This window comes from Leptospira fainei serovar Hurstbridge str. BUT 6 (genome assembly GCF_000306235.2).
Classification (GTDB): Bacteria; Spirochaetota; Leptospiria; order Leptospirales; family Leptospiraceae; genus Leptospira_B; species Leptospira_B fainei.
Genome location: NZ_AKWZ02000010.1, coordinates 454,374 through 472,117 on the forward strand (window position 1 = coordinate 454,374; position 17,744 = coordinate 472,117).

At 41.6% G+C, this 17,744-nt stretch carries 19 protein-coding genes and 1 pseudogene; 14 read left to right on the top strand and 6 right to left on the bottom strand.

Features of this window, described 5'->3' with window-relative positions; genetic code table 11:
- The first annotated feature begins 224 nt into the window (after positions 1 to 224).
- The 6 genes from LEP1GSC058_RS11260 (at position 225) to LEP1GSC058_RS11280 (ending at position 3,833) form a co-directional block, all read left to right on the top strand.
- Positions 225 to 854 carry a glutathione S-transferase family protein gene (locus tag LEP1GSC058_RS11260; protein WP_016550026.1) on the top strand — a complete coding sequence of 210 codons (630 nt, stop codon included), beginning with the start codon at positions 225 to 227 and terminating at the stop codon, positions 852 to 854.
- A gap of 147 nt (positions 855 to 1,001) precedes the next feature.
- On the top strand, positions 1,002 to 1,226 hold the full coding sequence (locus LEP1GSC058_RS19995; protein ID WP_084680428.1) for a DUF433 domain-containing protein: 225 nt from the start codon (positions 1,002 to 1,004) through the stop codon (positions 1,224 to 1,226).
- A complete protein-coding gene (locus LEP1GSC058_RS11265; protein ID WP_016550330.1) occupies positions 1,216 to 1,578 on the top strand; it encodes a DUF5615 family PIN-like protein in 363 nt (120 codons plus the stop codon). Before LEP1GSC058_RS19995 ends, LEP1GSC058_RS11265 begins: the two co-directional genes overlap by 11 nt.
- Positions 1,579 to 1,792: 214 nt before the next feature.
- Complete coding sequence (locus LEP1GSC058_RS11270) at positions 1,793 to 2,041, top strand: AbrB/MazE/SpoVT family DNA-binding domain-containing protein (protein WP_016550882.1); 249 nt, start codon at positions 1,793 to 1,795, stop codon at positions 2,039 to 2,041.
- On the top strand, positions 2,035 to 2,358 hold the full coding sequence (locus LEP1GSC058_RS11275) for a type II toxin-antitoxin system PemK/MazF family toxin (protein WP_039948314.1): 324 nt from the start codon (positions 2,035 to 2,037) through the stop codon (positions 2,356 to 2,358). The genes LEP1GSC058_RS11270 and LEP1GSC058_RS11275 overlap by 7 nt, the downstream gene beginning before the upstream one ends.
- 404 nt (positions 2,359 to 2,762) lie before the next feature.
- The gene (locus LEP1GSC058_RS11280; protein ID WP_016549756.1) at positions 2,763 to 3,833 is read left to right on the top strand and encodes a PA0069 family radical SAM protein; all 1,071 of its coding nucleotides are present in this window, start codon (positions 2,763 to 2,765) and stop codon (positions 3,831 to 3,833) included.
- A 108-nt stretch (positions 3,834 to 3,941) separates the two neighbouring features.
- Here the strand turns inward: LEP1GSC058_RS11280 and LEP1GSC058_RS11285 are convergent, their stop codons facing one another.
- Positions 3,942 to 5,141, bottom strand: a complete 1,200-nt coding sequence (locus LEP1GSC058_RS11285; RefSeq protein ID WP_016550729.1) for a hypothetical protein — start codon at positions 5,139 to 5,141, stop codon at positions 3,942 to 3,944.
- Between the two features lie 423 nt (positions 5,142 to 5,564).
- On the opposite strand from LEP1GSC058_RS11285, the gene LEP1GSC058_RS11290 reads away from it, so the two are divergent.
- From LEP1GSC058_RS11290 to LEP1GSC058_RS11300, 3 genes are all read left to right on the top strand, one after another.
- Complete coding sequence (locus LEP1GSC058_RS11290) at positions 5,565 to 6,395, top strand: hypothetical protein (RefSeq protein ID WP_016550307.1); 831 nt, start codon at positions 5,565 to 5,567, stop codon at positions 6,393 to 6,395.
- 187 nt (positions 6,396 to 6,582) lie between these two features.
- The gene (locus tag LEP1GSC058_RS11295) at positions 6,583 to 7,431 is read left to right on the top strand and encodes a hypothetical protein (protein WP_232224678.1); all 849 of its coding nucleotides are present in this window, start codon (positions 6,583 to 6,585) and stop codon (positions 7,429 to 7,431) included.
- A 54-nt stretch (positions 7,432 to 7,485) separates the two neighbouring features.
- Entirely contained in the window at positions 7,486 to 9,003 is a 1,518-nt protein-coding gene (locus LEP1GSC058_RS11300; protein ID WP_016549328.1) for a histidine kinase dimerization/phosphoacceptor domain -containing protein, read from the top strand.
- Here the strand turns inward: LEP1GSC058_RS11300 and LEP1GSC058_RS11305 are convergent.
- Together LEP1GSC058_RS11305 and LEP1GSC058_RS11310 are read right to left on the bottom strand one after the other, a co-directional pair.
- On the bottom strand, positions 9,000 to 9,647 hold the full coding sequence (locus tag LEP1GSC058_RS11305) for a DedA family protein (protein ID WP_016549885.1): 648 nt from the start codon (positions 9,645 to 9,647) through the stop codon (positions 9,000 to 9,002). The genes LEP1GSC058_RS11300 and LEP1GSC058_RS11305 overlap by 4 nt on opposite strands.
- Positions 9,648 to 9,688: 41 nt before the next feature.
- Positions 9,689 to 10,036: a hypothetical protein gene (locus LEP1GSC058_RS11310; protein WP_016550262.1), complete on the bottom strand. Its 348-nt coding sequence runs from the start codon at positions 10,034 to 10,036 to the stop codon at positions 9,689 to 9,691.
- A 152-nt stretch (positions 10,037 to 10,188) separates the two neighbouring features.
- Here LEP1GSC058_RS11310 and LEP1GSC058_RS11315 point away from each other — a divergent pair, with 152 nt between their 5' ends.
- The 3 genes from LEP1GSC058_RS11315 to LEP1GSC058_RS11325 are packed head-to-tail and all read left to right on the top strand — an operon-like array spanning position 10,189 to position 12,573.
- A complete protein-coding gene (locus tag LEP1GSC058_RS11315; protein WP_016550265.1) occupies positions 10,189 to 11,049 on the top strand; it encodes a prohibitin family protein in 861 nt (286 codons plus the stop codon).
- A 37-nt stretch (positions 11,050 to 11,086) separates the two neighbouring features.
- Positions 11,087 to 12,202 (top strand): serine hydrolase domain-containing protein, encoded by a 1,116-nt coding sequence (locus LEP1GSC058_RS11320; protein ID WP_016549437.1) that lies wholly within the window; start codon positions 11,087 to 11,089, stop codon positions 12,200 to 12,202.
- Positions 12,199 to 12,573 carry a hypothetical protein gene (locus LEP1GSC058_RS11325; protein ID WP_016550849.1) on the top strand — a complete coding sequence of 125 codons (375 nt, stop codon included), beginning with the start codon at positions 12,199 to 12,201 and terminating at the stop codon, positions 12,571 to 12,573. The genes LEP1GSC058_RS11320 and LEP1GSC058_RS11325 overlap by 4 nt, the downstream gene beginning before the upstream one ends.
- A 734-nt stretch (positions 12,574 to 13,307) precedes the next feature.
- Here the strand turns inward: LEP1GSC058_RS11325 and LEP1GSC058_RS11335 are convergent.
- Complete coding sequence (locus tag LEP1GSC058_RS11335; RefSeq protein ID WP_156860680.1) at positions 13,308 to 14,048, bottom strand: hypothetical protein; 741 nt, start codon at positions 14,046 to 14,048, stop codon at positions 13,308 to 13,310.
- A gap of 169 nt (positions 14,049 to 14,217) precedes the next feature.
- Between LEP1GSC058_RS11335 and LEP1GSC058_RS20625 the strand changes: the two are divergent.
- Together LEP1GSC058_RS20625 and LEP1GSC058_RS11340 are read left to right on the top strand one after the other, a co-directional pair.
- Positions 14,218 to 14,531 (top strand): annotated as a pseudogene (locus tag LEP1GSC058_RS20625) (integrase core domain-containing protein); the annotation flags it as partial.
- 214 nt (positions 14,532 to 14,745) lie between these two features.
- Positions 14,746 to 15,810, top strand: coding sequence for an integrase core domain-containing protein (locus LEP1GSC058_RS11340; protein ID WP_016549626.1), 1,065 nt, complete (start codon positions 14,746 to 14,748; stop codon positions 15,808 to 15,810).
- 625 nt (positions 15,811 to 16,435) lie between these two features.
- On the opposite strand, the gene LEP1GSC058_RS11345 is transcribed toward LEP1GSC058_RS11340, so the two are convergent.
- Complete coding sequence (locus LEP1GSC058_RS11345; protein ID WP_016550820.1) at positions 16,436 to 17,065, bottom strand: hypothetical protein; 630 nt, start codon at positions 17,063 to 17,065, stop codon at positions 16,436 to 16,438.
- A gap of 49 nt (positions 17,066 to 17,114) precedes the next feature.
- The gene (locus LEP1GSC058_RS11350; protein ID WP_232224679.1) at positions 17,115 to 17,735 is read right to left on the bottom strand and encodes a hypothetical protein; all 621 of its coding nucleotides are present in this window, start codon (positions 17,733 to 17,735) and stop codon (positions 17,115 to 17,117) included.
- Positions 17,736 to 17,744: the final 9 nt, after the last annotated feature.

Sequence of the window (17,744 nt, forward strand, 5' to 3'; positions counted from 1 at the left end):
AAACGGACGCGAAATTTCCCAAGAAAATGAAGAGGGGAAAAACTCTCGCCTTCTTACACTACGTAGGACAAGGATTTAATGCAAAATCCAACAACTTCGGAGAATTTCCTGCGCAAGAAAGGCGTTCTAACTTGTTGCTGTACTCCATCTTTTTCTCGATATCATAGCGAAATGGAATTGTGATCTTTCTTGCAACCGATCTGGAACGGAAAAATAATAACTGAATGAGCGAACTCATTCTAGTTATTGGAAATAAGAATCTTTCCTCCTGGTCGTTTCGACCTTGGATACTTCTAAAACAAGCCGGTATTCCGTTTCGTGAAGTTTCGTTAAAACTCTTTACTCCTGAATATGCTTCGGTAATCGAGAAATACTCGCCTTCGAAGAAAGTCCCGGTCCTTCATGATGGAGATTTATGGATCTGGGATAGTTTAAGCATCTCGGAATATATAGCGGAAAAATTCCCCCAGCTTTGGCCCAAGGATCCGTCGGTGAGAGCTAAAGCAAGATCCGTTTCGGCGGAAATGCATTCTGGCTTTACCGGATTACGTAGCAATCTCGGTATGAATTTTACCGGAAGAATTACTGGAAAAGAAATTCCTCCGGAAGCGCAAAAAGATATAGATCGAATCGTCGGGATCTGGACTGAAAACTTACAGTCTTACGGCGGACCGTTTTTATTCGGAAAAGATTTTACCGTTGCAGACGCGTTTTATGCGCCGGTTGTCTCACGATTTATCACCTACGGCGTAAATCTTCCGGCTCTTGCATCCCGATATGTTCAAACGATTTCCGAACTTCCTGCTTACAAAGAATGGGAATCGCAAGCCGCAAAAGAACTGCTGAGCGCTTAAGTTAATCGCCATACTCAGAAATTTCAATCGAAGTAGGCAAAATATTCAAAAGCTATCATAATTAGATACTAAAGAAACCGATTGGCGCTTGTCAAATTTGTAAATAAAAAATCTTGCTAAATGTTTAGCAAAAGTTCTAATTTAGACATGGAATATCGAGACCACCTTAGTGCTGATCCGAATATAATGTTGGGCAAACCAGTAATAAGAGGCACTAGAGTTACAGTGGAACTTATTCTAGAGCGTTTAGGTAAAGGTATGTCGATAGATGAAATATTATTAGCTACCCCTGGAATTTCTAAAGATGATATTCTTGCATGTCTATCGTATTCGAGCGAAGCAGTTTCAAAGGAAAGCCTTCTTGCCGGCTAATCTCTTAGCTGATGGAAACGTAGATATCCGAATTGTTAGAGAGCTAGGGAATTTTGGTTATATCGTTCATTCCATTTCGGAAGATTATAAAGGTCTTAGTGATTATCAAATCATTCAATTAGCTAAAAGGCTAGATTCGGTAATTCTTACATTAGATAAGGACTTTGGAGAGTGGGTATTTTCTCATAAGGAAGATTCTTTGGGAGTAATATTTCTTCGATACGATGCGAAAGAATACCAAAAGATTACTGTCTCACTTACTAAGCTGCTTGAGCTACACGATGTTAATCTAAAAGGAAAATTTGCCATTCTTACATTAACGAAAGTTCGGATTAGAGAAATACATCTATAAAGCCCGGGTACAGGCGACTAGGTAGCCCCCGTTTCCACTCAGGATTGCTGCTCCACATTGTCCTTCAGCCACTACGCTTGTTTGCGCACGTTCGTATCTTCCGGCTCTTACATCCCAATATGTTCAAACGATTTCCGAACTTCCTGCTTACAAAGAATGAGTTTAGGGATGTATTCTCGTTGACAAAAATGGCAGTAATTACATAGTAATTACCATGAGAGCAGCGGTCGTTAAAATAGGCAATTCGAAAGGAATAAGGATTCCTAAGGCGCTTTTAGAAGAATGCCATATTGAAGAAGAAGTAGATCTGCTTATTGATAAGAATAAAATCATAATTGTACCTTTGAAGACAAAACCGAGAGATGGTTGGGAAAAACAATTTAAAGCAATGTCCGATAAAAAGGATGATAAGCTGTTAATTCCGGACTTGATTGATTTATCTACTAAGGCTTGGGAATGGTAGTTTCTCAGTACGAAGTTTATTTAATAAATTTAGATCCTACAATTGGTCGCGAAATCAAAAAATCAAGACCATGCGTAATAATATCTCCGAATGAGATGAATAAGTTTATAAGTACGATTATTGTCGCACCAATGACAACGAAATCACACTCATATCCCACGAGAGTAGAGCTAACTTTCCAGAGTAAGAAAGGTTGGATAGTCTTAGACCAAATTCGGACAGTTGATAAGGCTCGTTTAATCAAAAAACTCGGTAAGATTGAATCGAAAACAATAACGAAAATTAAACATATTATTCAGGAAATGTTGGTTGACTAAGGTTTCAACTCGAGAGTAAAAACAGGCGACTAACTACCTACCCCGTTTCCACTCAGGATTGCTGCTCTGCATTGTCCTTCAGTCACTGCACTTGTTTGCGCATGTTCGTATCTTGCGGCTCTTGCGTCCCGATATGTTCAAACGATTTCCGAACTTCCTGCTTACAAAGAATGGGATCCGCAAGCCGTAAAAGAACGACTGAGCGCTTAAGGAATCCGCAGCATCGAAAAGAAAACTGAACTACAGCTCTCCGCACCTCTTAGAAAGCAATTTAGGGTCGAAACATCCAACTCAATTGAAATAAACCGAGTCACGTTAGAAAAATAAATACTATACAAATTTATAGTTTACAAATAAGTAGATATCAGGTATTTTTTATCGAGAACTTGGCTTCGAGATAGCAGATGAAAAAACACCGAAGAGGTACGATTTCCGCGCCGGAAGGGCGATTCGAGTCCGTATCCCGAGAAATCTGGAAGGAAGATAGAGAAGAAGACGAAGGAAATTTGGTGACTCAATTTTTTCCGGAAGATTCTAAATCGATTCTCACTCACAACGATTCCCCCGATATCCCGATAGATGCGAGCATCAATCCTTATCGCGGTTGCGAGCACGGCTGCATCTACTGTTTTGCACGTCCAAATCACGCGTACGTGAATCTTTCTCCCGGAATCGATTTTGAGTCCAAAATTTTCGTAAAAAAGAACGTAGATCGGCTGCTGATCAATGAGCTGAGAAAACGCAAAGGTCCTGTTGAAACGATTACGATCGGAACAGCGACCGATCCGTATCAGCCAGGAGAAAGAACCTATCGGAATACGAGAAAAATTTTAGAGATATTACTCAAATTTCGACAACCGACGGCGATCATTACCAAATCATCGTTAATTCTACGAGACATCGATATTTTGTCCGAAATGGGAAAATTAGGAATCTTGAAAGTATATGTTTCGGTAACTACTCTAGATAAGGAACTTTGGGCGACACTCGAACCTAGAGCCCCGGCTCCCGGAAAAAGATTAGAGGCGATCAGCGGCTTATCAAAAGCATCGGTACCTGTTGGTGCGATGTTCGCGCCTGTGATTCCTTTTTTAAACGATTCGGAAATGGAAACGATTATGGAGGAAGTAAAGAAAGCAGGCGCCTCAAGCGCGGGAATGGTTCTCCTTCGCCTCCCATTCGAAGTATCCCCACTTTTCGTGGAATGGTTGGAAATCAACTACCCTTTAAAAAAGGAGAAGATCCTGCGAGTGTTGAGTGAAGCTCGCGGAGGTAAATTGTACGATTCCAACTTTAGCCAGCGTATGACTGGAACAGGCAAATACGCCGAGCTTTTACAGGCTAGATTTCGCTTGGCAATCAAACGCTTCAATCTAAACGAAAGGGCTTTCTTTCGCAAGGACCTATTCAGAATCCCCGAGGAATTCCAAGTTCGGCCAAGCCAAAATCAGGATTTGCTGCCCGGACTCTTTTAAGATTACCGCGAATTCCGCGGAGAGAGATTATCGATAAACAAAGCTATATCCTTAATGCGAGCCCGGCTTCCAGCGCCCGGAGCAGAAACTCGACCACGCAAAGTAGGATCATTGAACATGCGCCTGCAACTGTTTGATTTGTTGTTCTCTCTCTGGAGATTGCCATGCTTTATATGAGAAGGTATTCTGATCGTACGTCCGGGTCATGTAGTTTTCTTTGTACGGAGCAATCAGTTCTTTGTCCGGCTCGGTAGTCTTAGCCGCAAGAATCTTCTTCATACCTTCGGCTCCTTGACCGAACCATTCGGGGTCGATCGGAAGATTCACTCGATGTCCTCGTAATTGAGAGAGTGCATATGGACCGTCAAAACCGCTCTCACGAATCAATTTACCGAAGAATAGAAAATCGATTTCTTGTCTACCACCGTTCAACTTTCCGTCGAACGAAGCCCAGGCGATAGGCTCTCCGCTTGCTGCATGAATCAAATTCGCTTCCAAATGATATGTACCCGGTCTGAAAACGTTCAATGCCGCGCGAATGGAAAGAGATCCGTCCGACGGAGAGTCGGAAAAGTAATTGGTCCACTCTGCCGGCTGGCTTGGTGAGGAGAAAAAAGAAGAAATGATTTTCCCTTCCTTCTTTTCCTTTCCGTAAACAAACTCCACTTCCAAAAACATATCTCCCCAATCTTTCGAGGTTGGTCGCCATTGAAACGTAAACAGATTATCTTTTGCCTTTACGTCTCCGTCTATTCCCTTATCGTTTCCGTCGGGACTTAAAGCTCCGAATTTATGACCGTCGAATTCCCGCGTTAATTTCACATTTCGAACATCCAGAGGAACTCTTTGAAATTTATTATCGTAACATTCAAGGGTAATGTATAAAGGATCACGGGTTCCGATCGCAGCCCATTGCAACGGTTGAAGTTTGCAAGAATAGCCATTGGGTTGTTTATCCGTCGGTTTATCCGCCATCGGTACTGCAGGAATACCGATAAAGTAAGGATTCAATAAATCCTCATTATATTTTGTTAATGGTCTGGAATTCGGAGGATACTCCGACCATTCTATATAATCTTTTAAGATTTTTTCCGGGGGAACACTTTCATCCAAACTTTGAAAATAACCCGAATCGGATGTCCCGGAAGTCGACGGCGAAGTTCCCTTGGCCATAAATTCCGCTTTTTCTTTCTTCTCTTTCTCGGTAAGAAAGAATCCCTCTTCCTTCGCTTCTTCCCACAATACAAAAAGAATCAATAGAGTCGCGATTAACAATCCCGCATAGATCCAATTTTTTTTATTCATCATGAATTAATTTTTCCTTCCACTCTCGGCCTAACTGTTTGCTCGGAGATGTCATTCTGCTCAACCGTTTTATTTTACCGGAAGACAGCGGTGAATTTAGTAACCCCAACGGATTAATTTTCTGAACGAGTAAAAACGAATCGATCCTTCACACAAAATATAAGTGAAATATAATTGAAGATTGAATTTTTAAAGTAAAACAAATGTTACAAATAATACCGAACGCAGTACGCAAATTGTAATGACCGCTACTCTTAATTTCTTAATAATAAGTTTGAACGCTTTCTATTTATTTTACATTCTAACCGTTATGTTAAAAAACTCTCCAATCACTTGACGCATAGCACAACATAGTACATAGTAGTATCACGAGAAATTCACGAACACTTGTTCAGGAATTTCTCAAAAGATCGGAGAATAGTGAAGATGAAAAATTGGAAGAGTATGGGATTGGGGTTAGCTTTCGCTTTGTTGTTTGCAGGTTCCCTTTCGGCACAAACATATACAATATTCGTGCACGGAAAATCGAGTTCAAACCACAATGGCGTCGGCCCAGCGGACGTGAATAATTATTGGGGAACCGCTCCTAATTCGGTATCCGGGGCAAAGATTTTTGTCGGATACGATGGAACGAGCGATCCTAGAACGTACGGCACAGCTAGAGCCCAAACCAACCTGACTACCGGTTTAAACACGTATTGCAAAGGATCCAATTCTTGCAAAATCGTGTGCCACAGTGCAGGCTGTTATGCAACAGAATATTGGCTTTCCAATCTCGGAGCCACCACGGCAAGCAGAGGCTATAATATCACGAAAGTGACCGCTTTAGCTTCGGCCTCGGGTGGATCCGAATTGGCTTCCGCATTGAACGGAATCACTTTCGGTTTCGGCGGAAATGCCATGGATAAAGCCCTAATCGTAGGAACGGCTCGTGGTGCATACAACCATAACGTCACCGCAGGAGTGACACTGTACCAAGTTCCAGGTTATAAAGGATTTTCAGGAATTCAAGGCGCCTCTTCCTGGATTCTTCCGGGTAATGACGATGGAGCCGTTGCATTCCATTCTTCTTGTGCATATAACAAGGCCGGTGGTTTAAGCGTATGTCAATCCTCGGTAACCCAAAGCGAAGGTATTTGGCCGTTCAATTCGAACGTCACCTATACTCAGTTTCAAGGTCACACGAGAGCCCCTTCCGTAGGATCAGGAGGATTATATCTTGATCACATAGAGTTAGAAGGCGAAGGCTGGCGTTAATCGTTCATGATAGTTCGCCGTACGGATGTGCGGCGAACTTATTTATCTTAAAAATCCATAAACTTCTTCCATCAAAGTGAAACGTTCTTAATATATCTGTATGAACCGAACGACTCGATTGATGCGGAATAATCTAATTCAAATAACTTGCCTCTTATCCACTTTCATTTTTACTTCTTGTTCCCGAATGCTTTGGCGACCGGCAGGACTTGCAATTGAGCGCGGATGGTCCGAAACCGGAAAGGAACTAGTCCAAACGGAAATCACGTATGAAGAACGTTTTTCTTGGAACCCTTTAGTCGGAACGAGTCAAAAACGAAATTATAAAACAAAATTCAGAATATATGATCTAACCGGGACGCCGGATCCGAAGGGAGAACCTCCCATTTATAGTTATGAAGCGGCTTATTGGACATTACCCGGATCCGTTTATTATCATTCCTCGACTGCGAGGCTCTTTTGGATCCAAGGAGTGAATGACGAATATGGAGGAAATTCTCGAACCCCATCCGTTTGGTCCCCCCGTGGATTTAGATCCTTCGAACCGAAGCAATTTTTGAGCAATGGGCAGACCATATTGCGCTTCGTCCCTTCTCCGGATGGAGGAACTGCTGCTCTATTGATCGGCAAAGTAGACGAAAATTTGGAGATCATATCTCCGAAACTTATTCTCGCCGATACGAACGGGCAATCGTCCTCGTTGGATAAAAGCTATTCCGAGAATCTATTACCGGACTGGAAGGAAATTCCGACTTATCAACTTCGATGGTCTGCCGACTCGTCCTCCATTTATCTTCGTCTCGGCGAACATGTCGTGAGGATAGCTCGAAAAGATGGAAAATTAGCAAAAGCGAGTGAGTTCCCTCGGTGTTTTTATCCTCCGACAAATTTCGGCCCGGTCGGGATCAGTCCGGCAGGTACTGGAGGAGATTCATCTAAGGCTAGGGAACTGGAACCCGCTCCTTTCAGAAACTATTCCGATCAGCCTATGGTGAAATACACCGATCGGATCAGGGATTGCAGTCTTCCTAAATAAAGATTCGTTACGAGTGGAATTCTTTGAAGGTTCTTTCTGTCTAATGAAGAATTAATGGAACCCGTAGTGACTCAGACAAAAGAACAGAGTAACCCGATCACGTCCGTTCCTCTGTCAATTTTTGAATCGGCTAAGGAGGCGATCGTAATTTCCGATCCTGAAGGATTGATACTCTACGTGAATTCGGCGTATTTCAAATTTTACGGTATTGGTAAGCAGGACGTTATCGGAAAATCGTTTAGCATAGTTTTACCGGAAGCCGCCCGAGAATTCGCATTAATCAAATATAAGGACGCATTCAATTCGTATCCCGATATCGTACAGGTCGAAGCCGACGCAATTCGAGGAGACGGTAAACCGATGCGCATCGATTCTCGAATCGGTTTTATTACGCAAGGAAATCGGCGGGTGGCTATGGTATCCTATGTGTCTCCTTTAATTCCCGAGTCGCCCGATGCCGTCGGAGAAGCGGAGCAATTAATCGATGTCGTTAAAGACAAACTAACGGCAAACTCAATGCTTGTGGAAAGCGTAAGCAAGCTGAACGAGGCAAAAGAGGCTCTGAAGAAAAATTTCGAGATGTTTCATCTAGCGTTAAAAAATTCGAAAGTAATGTTCTTTTCGCAAGATATAGAATTACGATATACTTGGTTGTTTCACCCAAACCTAGGAGATTCCGAAGAAAAGATTATCGGGAAAGGCGAGTATGATATTTTTCCGAAAGAGACCGCATATCGAATTACGAAGTTAAAAGAGAAAGTAATCAAAACGGGTAAGCCGTTTCGCGGAGAGGTAATTCTTCCTTATCAGGGCGAAGATACGTATTTTGATTTAACGGTAGAACCGTTAAAACTTCCCGACGGAACTGTCAAAGGGATTACTACGGCAGCAATCGATATCACCGATCAAAAGCAAATTCAAAAGGAATTAGAGGCGATGATCGGCGAAAAGGAAGTAATGCTCCGAGAGATACACCATCGGGTGAAAAATAACTTGGCTATCATTCAAAGCCTTTTCGAGTTTTCGAAAATGAGATTATCCGACGAGGAAAACGGAGCTACGCTCCTTCCTATCTTCGAGGATTGCCAAAATAGAATCAGATCAATGGCATTAATCCACGAGAACTTATATTCCGCACGCAGTCTCGGCTCCATTTCACTTAGAGAATACATTGAACAATTAACGGAAAACGTTAAATCCTCGATCCTATTCGACCAGGATAAAATCGAAGTGATATGCGACTTGCAGGAAGTCCCCCTGGATATCGACCGAACGATTCACCTCGGTATGGCTTTTAACGAACTGCTTACTAATTGTTTTAGACACGCATTTCCCAAACGGGCCGGCCGAATTCAAATATCGTTAACATCGAATCACAAAGAAGCCGAGTTGAAAATAGAGGATGACGGACAAGGCTTCAATCCCGATAGAAAGAAGAGGACTTCCCTAGGATTGAATTTAGTGGAAGCAATGGCGAAAAAAATTTCAGGGACTTTAGAATCTTCCGGAATCGCAGGGAAAGGATCCGTTTTTAGAATCGTCTTTCCCTTAGAGAAACCTGAATTGTTTTAAGACAGTCTGCCTTTTTTCCTCTCCTTAATATATTCGACGACAGCCGGTAAGATCGAAACTATAATAATTCCTATAATTACTAACTTGAAATTTCTCTGAATAAACGGAAGATTTCCGAATAAGTAACCGCCGATGCTGAAAACTAAAATCCAAACAATTCCACCGACGACATTATATATGATAAATTTGGAATAGGTCATCTTTCCGATACCCGCTACGAATGGCGCGAAAGTTCGAACGATCGGAATAAAACGGGCAATGATGATCGTTTTTCCGCCATATACTTCGTAGAAACGGTGGGCCTTTTCCAAATGCTTTTTATTCAGGAACGGAATCTTTTCCCTAGCCAGGATTTTTTCCCCTGCGAGATTGCCGATCGTGTAGTTGACCGTATCACCAAGGATTGCGGCGATAATTAGGAGTAAAATGACCGTAATCAAGTCCAAGGACCCTCTGGAAGCAAACGCACCGATAGCAAAAAGTAAACTATCTCCCGGAAGGAAAGGAGTTACGACCAAACCGGTTTCACAAAAGATAATAAGAAAAAGAATCAGATAAACCCAAATGCCGTACGACTGGATTAACGTATCCAGATGATGTTCCAAATGAAGAAAGAAATCCAATATAAATTTAATCGTCTCCAAAAGCGGCCTCCTCAGTCAGGATCGAAGGCTCTTCGGAGAAGTCAAACGTCTTCAACCTCGCTTTCGGGAAAGAGAGAATGCACCTCCCCTCCCTTACGAAATATTTTCGTCGGATAATTTAATCGGATCTTCTCGGAAGAGACACCTCTTTTATCGGGCCGAATCCTTGCATCGAATTCGATCTTATCCCCCGCAACCAAACGGAGATTTCGGAACCGTAAAGAGTAATAAAAATCTTGAGCGGAAATAATTTTCCTACCGGATACCAGCAATCGTATGTCTCTTATCAGAATTCGCGATTGTTCCGGATTTCTATGGGCAAGAACAGAATCGACAGTCCCACTAAATCTGGTTCGAATTTTCGGTAGGTTTTCCCACTCTTGCTTCAAATTCTTCTTCCGTTCTGCGACTAAGAAGCGATCCTTTCCTCTCTTAGGACAATCGTTTTTTGTGTGCAGGAACTCCCGATCCCGTTATTCGGAACATTCCCTCCAAGATTCAGGTCCAATACTTGTAAGTTCGGCTTTTTAGGAGCTTTCCCATGCAAACCTACCTTAATCCTAGCAAATTGTTACGGGCAAAAAAAATCGCATTCGTGACTCTGTTACTTTCGATCTTTGCCAGTTATGGGTGTTTTACAAATATTCGCCCGGGAGAGGCCGGGCTTCGTTGGCATCCGCTTACCTCCGGATTGCAGAAGGATCTTCTGACCAATGCCCTTTATTTGTACGCGCCGTGGAACGATATTTATCTTTATCCGATTCAATGGACCTCCTACAAAGAGAAAGTTGACGTACTAACTAGAGATGATCTTACCATCAATGTGGTGGCGGCAGTAATCCTAAGGCCGGTAGCGTCCGAAATCTATAATCTACAAATCGAAATCGGACCCGACTATTACGAAAAAGTAGTTCGCCCGCAATTTAGAACCTCGGTAAGAAACGCACTATCGGCCTATAGTATGATTCGGATCTCCAAGGAAACTCCGAAAGTTTCCCAAGATATTCGACAAGCATTAGGCGAAAAATTGAGAGGAAAGCATATAGAAATCGACGACGTCATTATAGACGATATCGAATATAGCCGACCGATTTTAACCGCAATCGAAGGGAAATTAACGAAAGAGCAAGAGCAGGAACAGATGAAATTCGAGATCAACATCGCGAAGAAAGACGCGGAGATAACGATTATTCATGCCGAAGCCAAAGCAAAAGCCACCGTCATAGAAGCTGAAGGAAAAGCCAAGGCTCAGAAATTGATCGCTTCTCAGTTGACCAAACAATACTTGCAATTGAAAGCGTTTGAAAATCCGAACTCGAAACTTATGATCATACCTTCAGGAAAAGACAGCCTGCCATTGATACTGAATACGCCTCAGGAAAATACGAAATCGGAAGAATAAATCGTTTGAGTTTTGTCGCTCTATTCAATTCAAAATTATGAATTCGGGAATTCCATTTTACATACTTGCAATGATCGCTTTCTTTAGCGTTTATTGCGGGAAAGCGCCGGAATCCGTCGCCTACAAGCTAGTATATGCTAAAAATTTAATATTACAAGAAGCGGCAAAGGAGGCCGTCCGAGACATCCCGGAGGAAACCCGCGGTAGAGTCCAAACTAATGCGATCTACGTTTTATCGAAAGATGAATCGGTTCTGGAAGCGTATGGTAACGGCTTCGATCCGGAACATTTACAACCTCTTTGGTCGATTTCCAAATTTCTGTTAAACGCAGTCGCCGGTATGGCTGTTCGCGACGGAAAGCTCGATCTCTCGCTGCCCGCCGTCGGTTATCTTCCCGAATTAGAATCCAAGCTGCCGAAAACGCTCACGGTGCGTCATCTTCTCTATCACGCGAGCGGTGGTGATTGGAAAGAAGGCTACGAATGGAATCCGTTCAGTTCCGACGTCCTTGCCATGCTTTACGGTGTCGGAAGAGACGATCACGCCGCTTATATCTCAACGAAATTTTTTCGACCGGGTTCAAACGTAAAATATTCTAGCGGAGATTCCAACCTATTATCGGCAGTACTTAATTCAATCTATGAGAAAGAAGGGGGATTTCCGAAAGTCTTCTTTGAAAGAATGGAGATCAAAGAGTATGTTTGGGAGACGGATTCTCGCAGAGTACCCGTCGGTTCTTCGTACGCGTATCTTATGCCGAAAGATTTAGCGAAGATAGGAGAACTCTATATTCATAACGGATTCTATAAAGGAAAACGAATCTTCTCCGAAACTTGGATGCGAGAGACTTCGGGTCCTTTTCCGAAAGAAAATGCCCTTCCGTTTCCTTTATCCTATTTTCCGATCCCGTCAATGGAAGGTCATCTTTACTCGAATCGAAAACGCGGAACTCCGGAGATTCCTGTATTCGAATTTCTATCCACCGATTCGATCTTCGGATCGGGACATTGGGGGCAATCCTTAGTCATCGATCCCGACCGGAAATTGGTTGTCGTTAGATTCGGAAACGATCGTTTGGGTAGATTCCCGATGAGAGATTTTATTAAAAAAATTCTCTCCGGCATCTCGGAAAAAGGGGAAGCAACTCAATGAGGCCGAATCTTTTCGGATTTCGTAAATCAAAGAGAATTCGGAAATTACTTTCCATTTTTCTTATAGCGACTATTGTCCTGCCGCTCATCCTGTATTTGATAATTTTATTTCGTTTAATACCAAGAGAATTGGCCCAGATACAGGTTAGATTTGCCGCTAAGGAAGGATGCTCTTGTCTCTTCGTTACAAAAGGCAACGAAGAGTATTGTAAGCGATACACGACGGTTTTCTATTCTCCCGATGGTTGGGATAGAACCGAAAATTCATTGAGCGTAACTTTTTATCGAACTAACGAAAAATTCATGGCAACCGCAAGATTCCATGGATTCCCCGAAGGATGCCGTCTGGTATCGGAAGATAACTCGAAGTGAGTGAAATCCGAACCGAGCGCTTGAATCTACATTGACTGAACCCGCCAAGGATGCGTCGGGCGCCAGTCCCGAGCCTTTAATAATCTGCAGTACCATTCCCAAAAAAAAGTGCGAAGGGATGAGGGTGACTACCCGAACCCAAAGCAGCCTGATCCTGCAAAGCAGGAGGCGGCCAAGCTTTCCGCGAATTCACGCGGATACGAAAAAAATAGGAAAAATCATAACGCCTTTTCGATTCGCAAATGAAATTTCCGAATCCGAAATCGGAATTAAAGAGGGCGGTTCCTTACGAATTTTCGCGTCATACATACTATCAACGGTTAATGGTAAGCGACATGAAAATTGCACCAAATGCGAGGAAACCGAAAGCGATGATCTGGAAAAAAATGTTCATCGCTGTTTGGAATAAATTACCTCACGGTTTCAGAATGAGGATCATCGGGGATTCGCAATCTTCCGAACTCGAGTTTTAAGAATCAGATAGATTCAAGGTTCCTCCCTATACTTCCTGAAATTCGGGCCGAAATAGGCTCCGCAATTCTTTCAGAAAGGACCGAAAATCAAAGTATTCTTCGATCGAAATCGTTTATATTCGGAAAGCCGTTCTTATAGTTTCCGAATAAGGAATTAATAGATCGGACGGATTGTTTAAGCAAGATTCTAACTTCCTGATTCTTTTCCCTTAAATCCGATCCACGAGTGGTGATCCAATCTCTCCAAGAGAAAAAGAAAAATTACTTCTTTTGAACCGTGTAAACGATCGATTTCAAAAGATTAATATCCGGTTTTTTATCGATAAATTTCACGTTCGAAATAACTATATTTGAAAACTCCCGCTTTTCCTCTATTTTATCTTTCTTTAAAATAGGGACGACTACTGAGAGTATCTGATCTTTATCTACAAAGGACCCCGCCAGTGTGCTGATTAAGGAATTATCCCCGAATTTTTGCGATTCAACGGGTTGATCATATTGGTATAATAAAACGCGCTGGCCCGTTGCGTTCAGAGTCGCGAATTGAGGTGTTGCGCTATAAGAACCTGTGCCAGCTTGTAGCTGATAGGCTTTCTCCCACTCGTAATAACCGGCGAGGATAAACGTATCTTCTTTCTTTAGAAACTCGGGTTTCAGAAATTTTGTTTTCTTTATTAAAGCTAATTGAAGCATATTCGGGCCGATCAGCAGACCGAATTGTCCGTCGGCCAATTTTTTATATTTTTCGATTTTTCCCGGAATCATTAGAAGAATATTACTTCCTTGGAAACTTATTCCGAGGAGGCTAATGGAACCGTTGGTAGTTCCTGTCACCAACATTGGTTCGTTTTCAAATTGCGCAAACTCGTAGTTCATATTGGCGTTTACAGGTTCAGATGACCCCTGGCTTTGAGAAGCTGAACAAGAATTGATTAAAATTATTAGGCTCCAGAACAGAAATAAACGCATCATGACGACTCCAAAAATCAAATTAGAATTCATTACCATTATCAAACTTCTTTCTAAATCGAACGGCGGCAAAAGCGCATACCTGTTCGGTTTTAATCAAACTCATTGGTTACTTTAGATATTACTGGACTATAGTACCGTTGCCAATCAAAGTTCTGTGATGCTATTTAAGGATAATATTATGTCAAGGTCGATTTTTGCATCTGAAGAGTATAGCCTGCCGAAACAGATTGTTGCCGATAACGGTCTTGAATTCACATCGAAAACTTTTTTAAGATGAGCTTTCGAGAAAGGAGCCGATATTCATTTTATCACACCCGGCAAGCCGACCGAAAATGCTTTCATCGATAGCTTTAATGGAAAAATACGAAACGAATGTTTGAACGAAGATCGGTTCAAACATATTGAAGAAGCCCAGCCGCTTATCGAAGAGCGGAGAATCTTCTACAATTCAAAAAAGCCGCATAGTTACTCGGAGGATTGACCCCAGAGGAATATTTAAGACGATCTACATAAGAGGATTTTCACGCATTACACAGGTACTAAAAATGGGGACATCTTACCTGAAATGTCTCCCGAATCAGTCGATCGTGAGGATTATTTATTTCAGACATACGGAAGATAGTGTCCGTCAACCTTACACGCGCAAATCCCTTTCAAAGTCCCATCTAACAACTTGAATCATCTATCTATTTTCAAATAATGGCATAAATCAAAAGGAATCCGCTACTTGTATTTTGAATTTTCCATTCTGTTAAACGGAGTCCTACTTCTCTATTTCATAACTACTTTCAGAGTGCAATCACGGACTGAACTGCAAATTCTTTTCCTTAAGTCGCAACTAACCGCATACAAACGTAAAACAAAGAAGTTTCGTACGACTCCTTTCGAAAGAATCAAAATCGTATTACTTTCCTACCTACTTAAAAATTGGCAAGATTCGCTAATCATCGTTTCACCAAAAACGATTCTCTCTTGGAGAAAACGTAAATTCAAAACCTTCTGGGCAATGATCTCTAAAAGAAAGAAACCCGGCAGACCTAATATCCCTTGGGCTCTAATCAAGCTAATCAGAAACGTCGCTAAAGAAAACAGGGTCTGGGGAGCGACCAAACTACACGGCCTACTTCGAAAACTCGGTTACGATATCTCTGAACGAACTGTCTCTAAGTATATTCCGAAACGACCTCCCGATCCCAAAAAGCGATTTCTCTGGAAGCAATTCTATGCTTTACATGCGGACGCCATGGTTGTCTCGGATACGTTCACCGTCTATTCAGCTAATTTTAAAGAAATCTTCAGAGTCGTTTTCTTTCTTCACGTAGGATCAAGGCAGATTTTACACTTCGATATTCATACCAATCCTACTACAAGATGGATGAGGAAAGTTCTAAAATTTTCAATTCGGAAACGAGGGAATAAAAATGTTCATTACTTTCTTTCGGATCACGATCCACTATTCGGAAAACGATTTACTAAATATTTGGAAAGGTTGGGGATTAAACATAAAAAAACCACCCCAAGATCTCCTTGGCAAAACTGCTACGCAGAACGCTGGATTAAAACTTGCAGAAACGAATTCTTGGATTTCTTTATTCCATTAAATGAATATCATTTGTATAGAAATTTGGATGAGTTCATTCATTTTTATAATCATCATAGAACCCATATTTCCATCGAAAAGGATACCCCAGTCAGTTCTCCTATTATGGAAAGGCCACCCGACGCAAAACTCATTTCCACCCCGACTCTCGGCGGGCTTTACCATACTTATTCGTACGAAAAAGCAGTTTAAGTTTATTTAACGATTACTATTAAGCGAATTCGAACACTCCTCGAAGCGGGATATCCATACCCGTATGCCATGTTTTGAGTTTCAAATATGCCTAATAACGGAATGCTTACCGCATTTATTTCGAAATTTTCTCTTACTCATTCGCTCAAACTCTGGATAAGTCCCGAGGTTCTTTAAAAAAAATACTTCTTTGTTTGCTATGGCAGCAGTTTCGTCTGTTACTTTAGTTTTTGCGAGCCTCAGGGTCGCAATAATTAACGTAATTCCCGTCTTGAGTAAACGTCTTCTAATGCGATGGACGATGGCACCTCCTCACTTCGTGAGGACCGGGCTGCCTCCGGGTTCGCGTAGTCACGCTCATCCCTTCGCTGCTCTTTGAGTTATTCAAGAACTCTCATTCTAACCAAGCTCGGGACTAAAGCCCTGCGCATCCCTGGCGCTTTACTTAGTTAGCAATTTTGTCTTCTTCGAAGTTTTATCCGCCGTCTTCAAAGAATCGTTGCCAATGACCAATCGGTTATCTCTTAACAGATAACCCAATTTAGTATAGTAAAGAAAGAGGGTAAAGTATTTTGAAGGTTTCTTTCTTATTTTTTGCGAGCCTCATTAAAATAGCGACCTCATCTTAAAGAAACCGCAAATTGTAAAACAGATGGGTTTCTTTTAAAAATTTAACCAATTTATCTTTATCCTTTGATAAATAAAATATATATACATCAGCTACATTATCCTTATGAATCACTACTAAGCTGCAATATTTGTAATTTTTATCATATGTTGGATTCAATTCCAGATATGAGTTACTGCCCCAATCAGCTCCAAATTCATCTTTAACGGCATTTTCTGGGAACGGTTTCGATGAGAATATATTTTCAGGGGTCCCAGCAAGATTCTGGAGATTCATGATAAATTCCGGTATGTAATCATTCTTTTTCGGTGGAGCGATAACTGCATCAGGGTTATTTTTTTTAAATTCTGCTAGCTTCTTCAAATAAGCAGGAATTGAATATATAGTATAACGTATCTCGATTCCCGCCTCCACGGATTTTAAGGCATAATCATACCGGAATAGAACTTCTGGGTCCACCGGAACCGGACTGAACTTAGGTGGAACTATCTGACGAATTAAAACTTTCCTTTCTCTAAGCAATTCTTTGAAATTCTCAGCCAACTCTCGAGTCCGAGTCTTTTCCAAAGATTGACAATCCGCTACACTCGAAATAGCCAGGAACAGAATAATTGATAATTTCTTCATATTTTTCTCATGCTGTTTCACTTTCAACAAACGGTTGTCAAATAATTCGTCAGATCTTTTTAGACACTTTGTTCAAATGGGTAAAATAATAAGCAACATTAATGTCTTTTGCCGGAATCTCTATCCTATTATTGCCTATCTTCGAATCATCGATAATAAATTTCCCACCGTTTTCTAAAAAACCAATAACAACCACCCAACTAGCTTCGTTCTCCTTTGTCTTTATTCTCTTCGCAAGCAGCGGGAATCCTCGAGATATTATTGGTACAATCGCTGGGCCCAAATCGTCCGCCACCACTTGAACAGGGGAGGCTTTCTTTTGACCATTAAAGTCCCTATCTGCTAAAAGTATAATATTATGAAGATCTGTTTCATACTGCGAAGTGTTTCTCTTTACCCAGGCTACCGAAATTTTCGGATAAATTTGCCGAAGAACCGGATCTAAAGCGTAATAAAAATCAACATATTCAGCCTCAGTTTCAAAACGCAAAACTAAAGAGGGATCATCTTGTCCATATGCCGGAAACCAAAGTAAAATCAGAAATATACTGCAGAATTTCTTACTCTGCTCTGAAGCTTTAATTCTCAATTTTGCAAAAACGGCGAATAGTGAGACAAGCCCATTTTGCATTGAATTTACCTCTTTAATTTTTTCTAAAAACTTTATCATATGAGAACT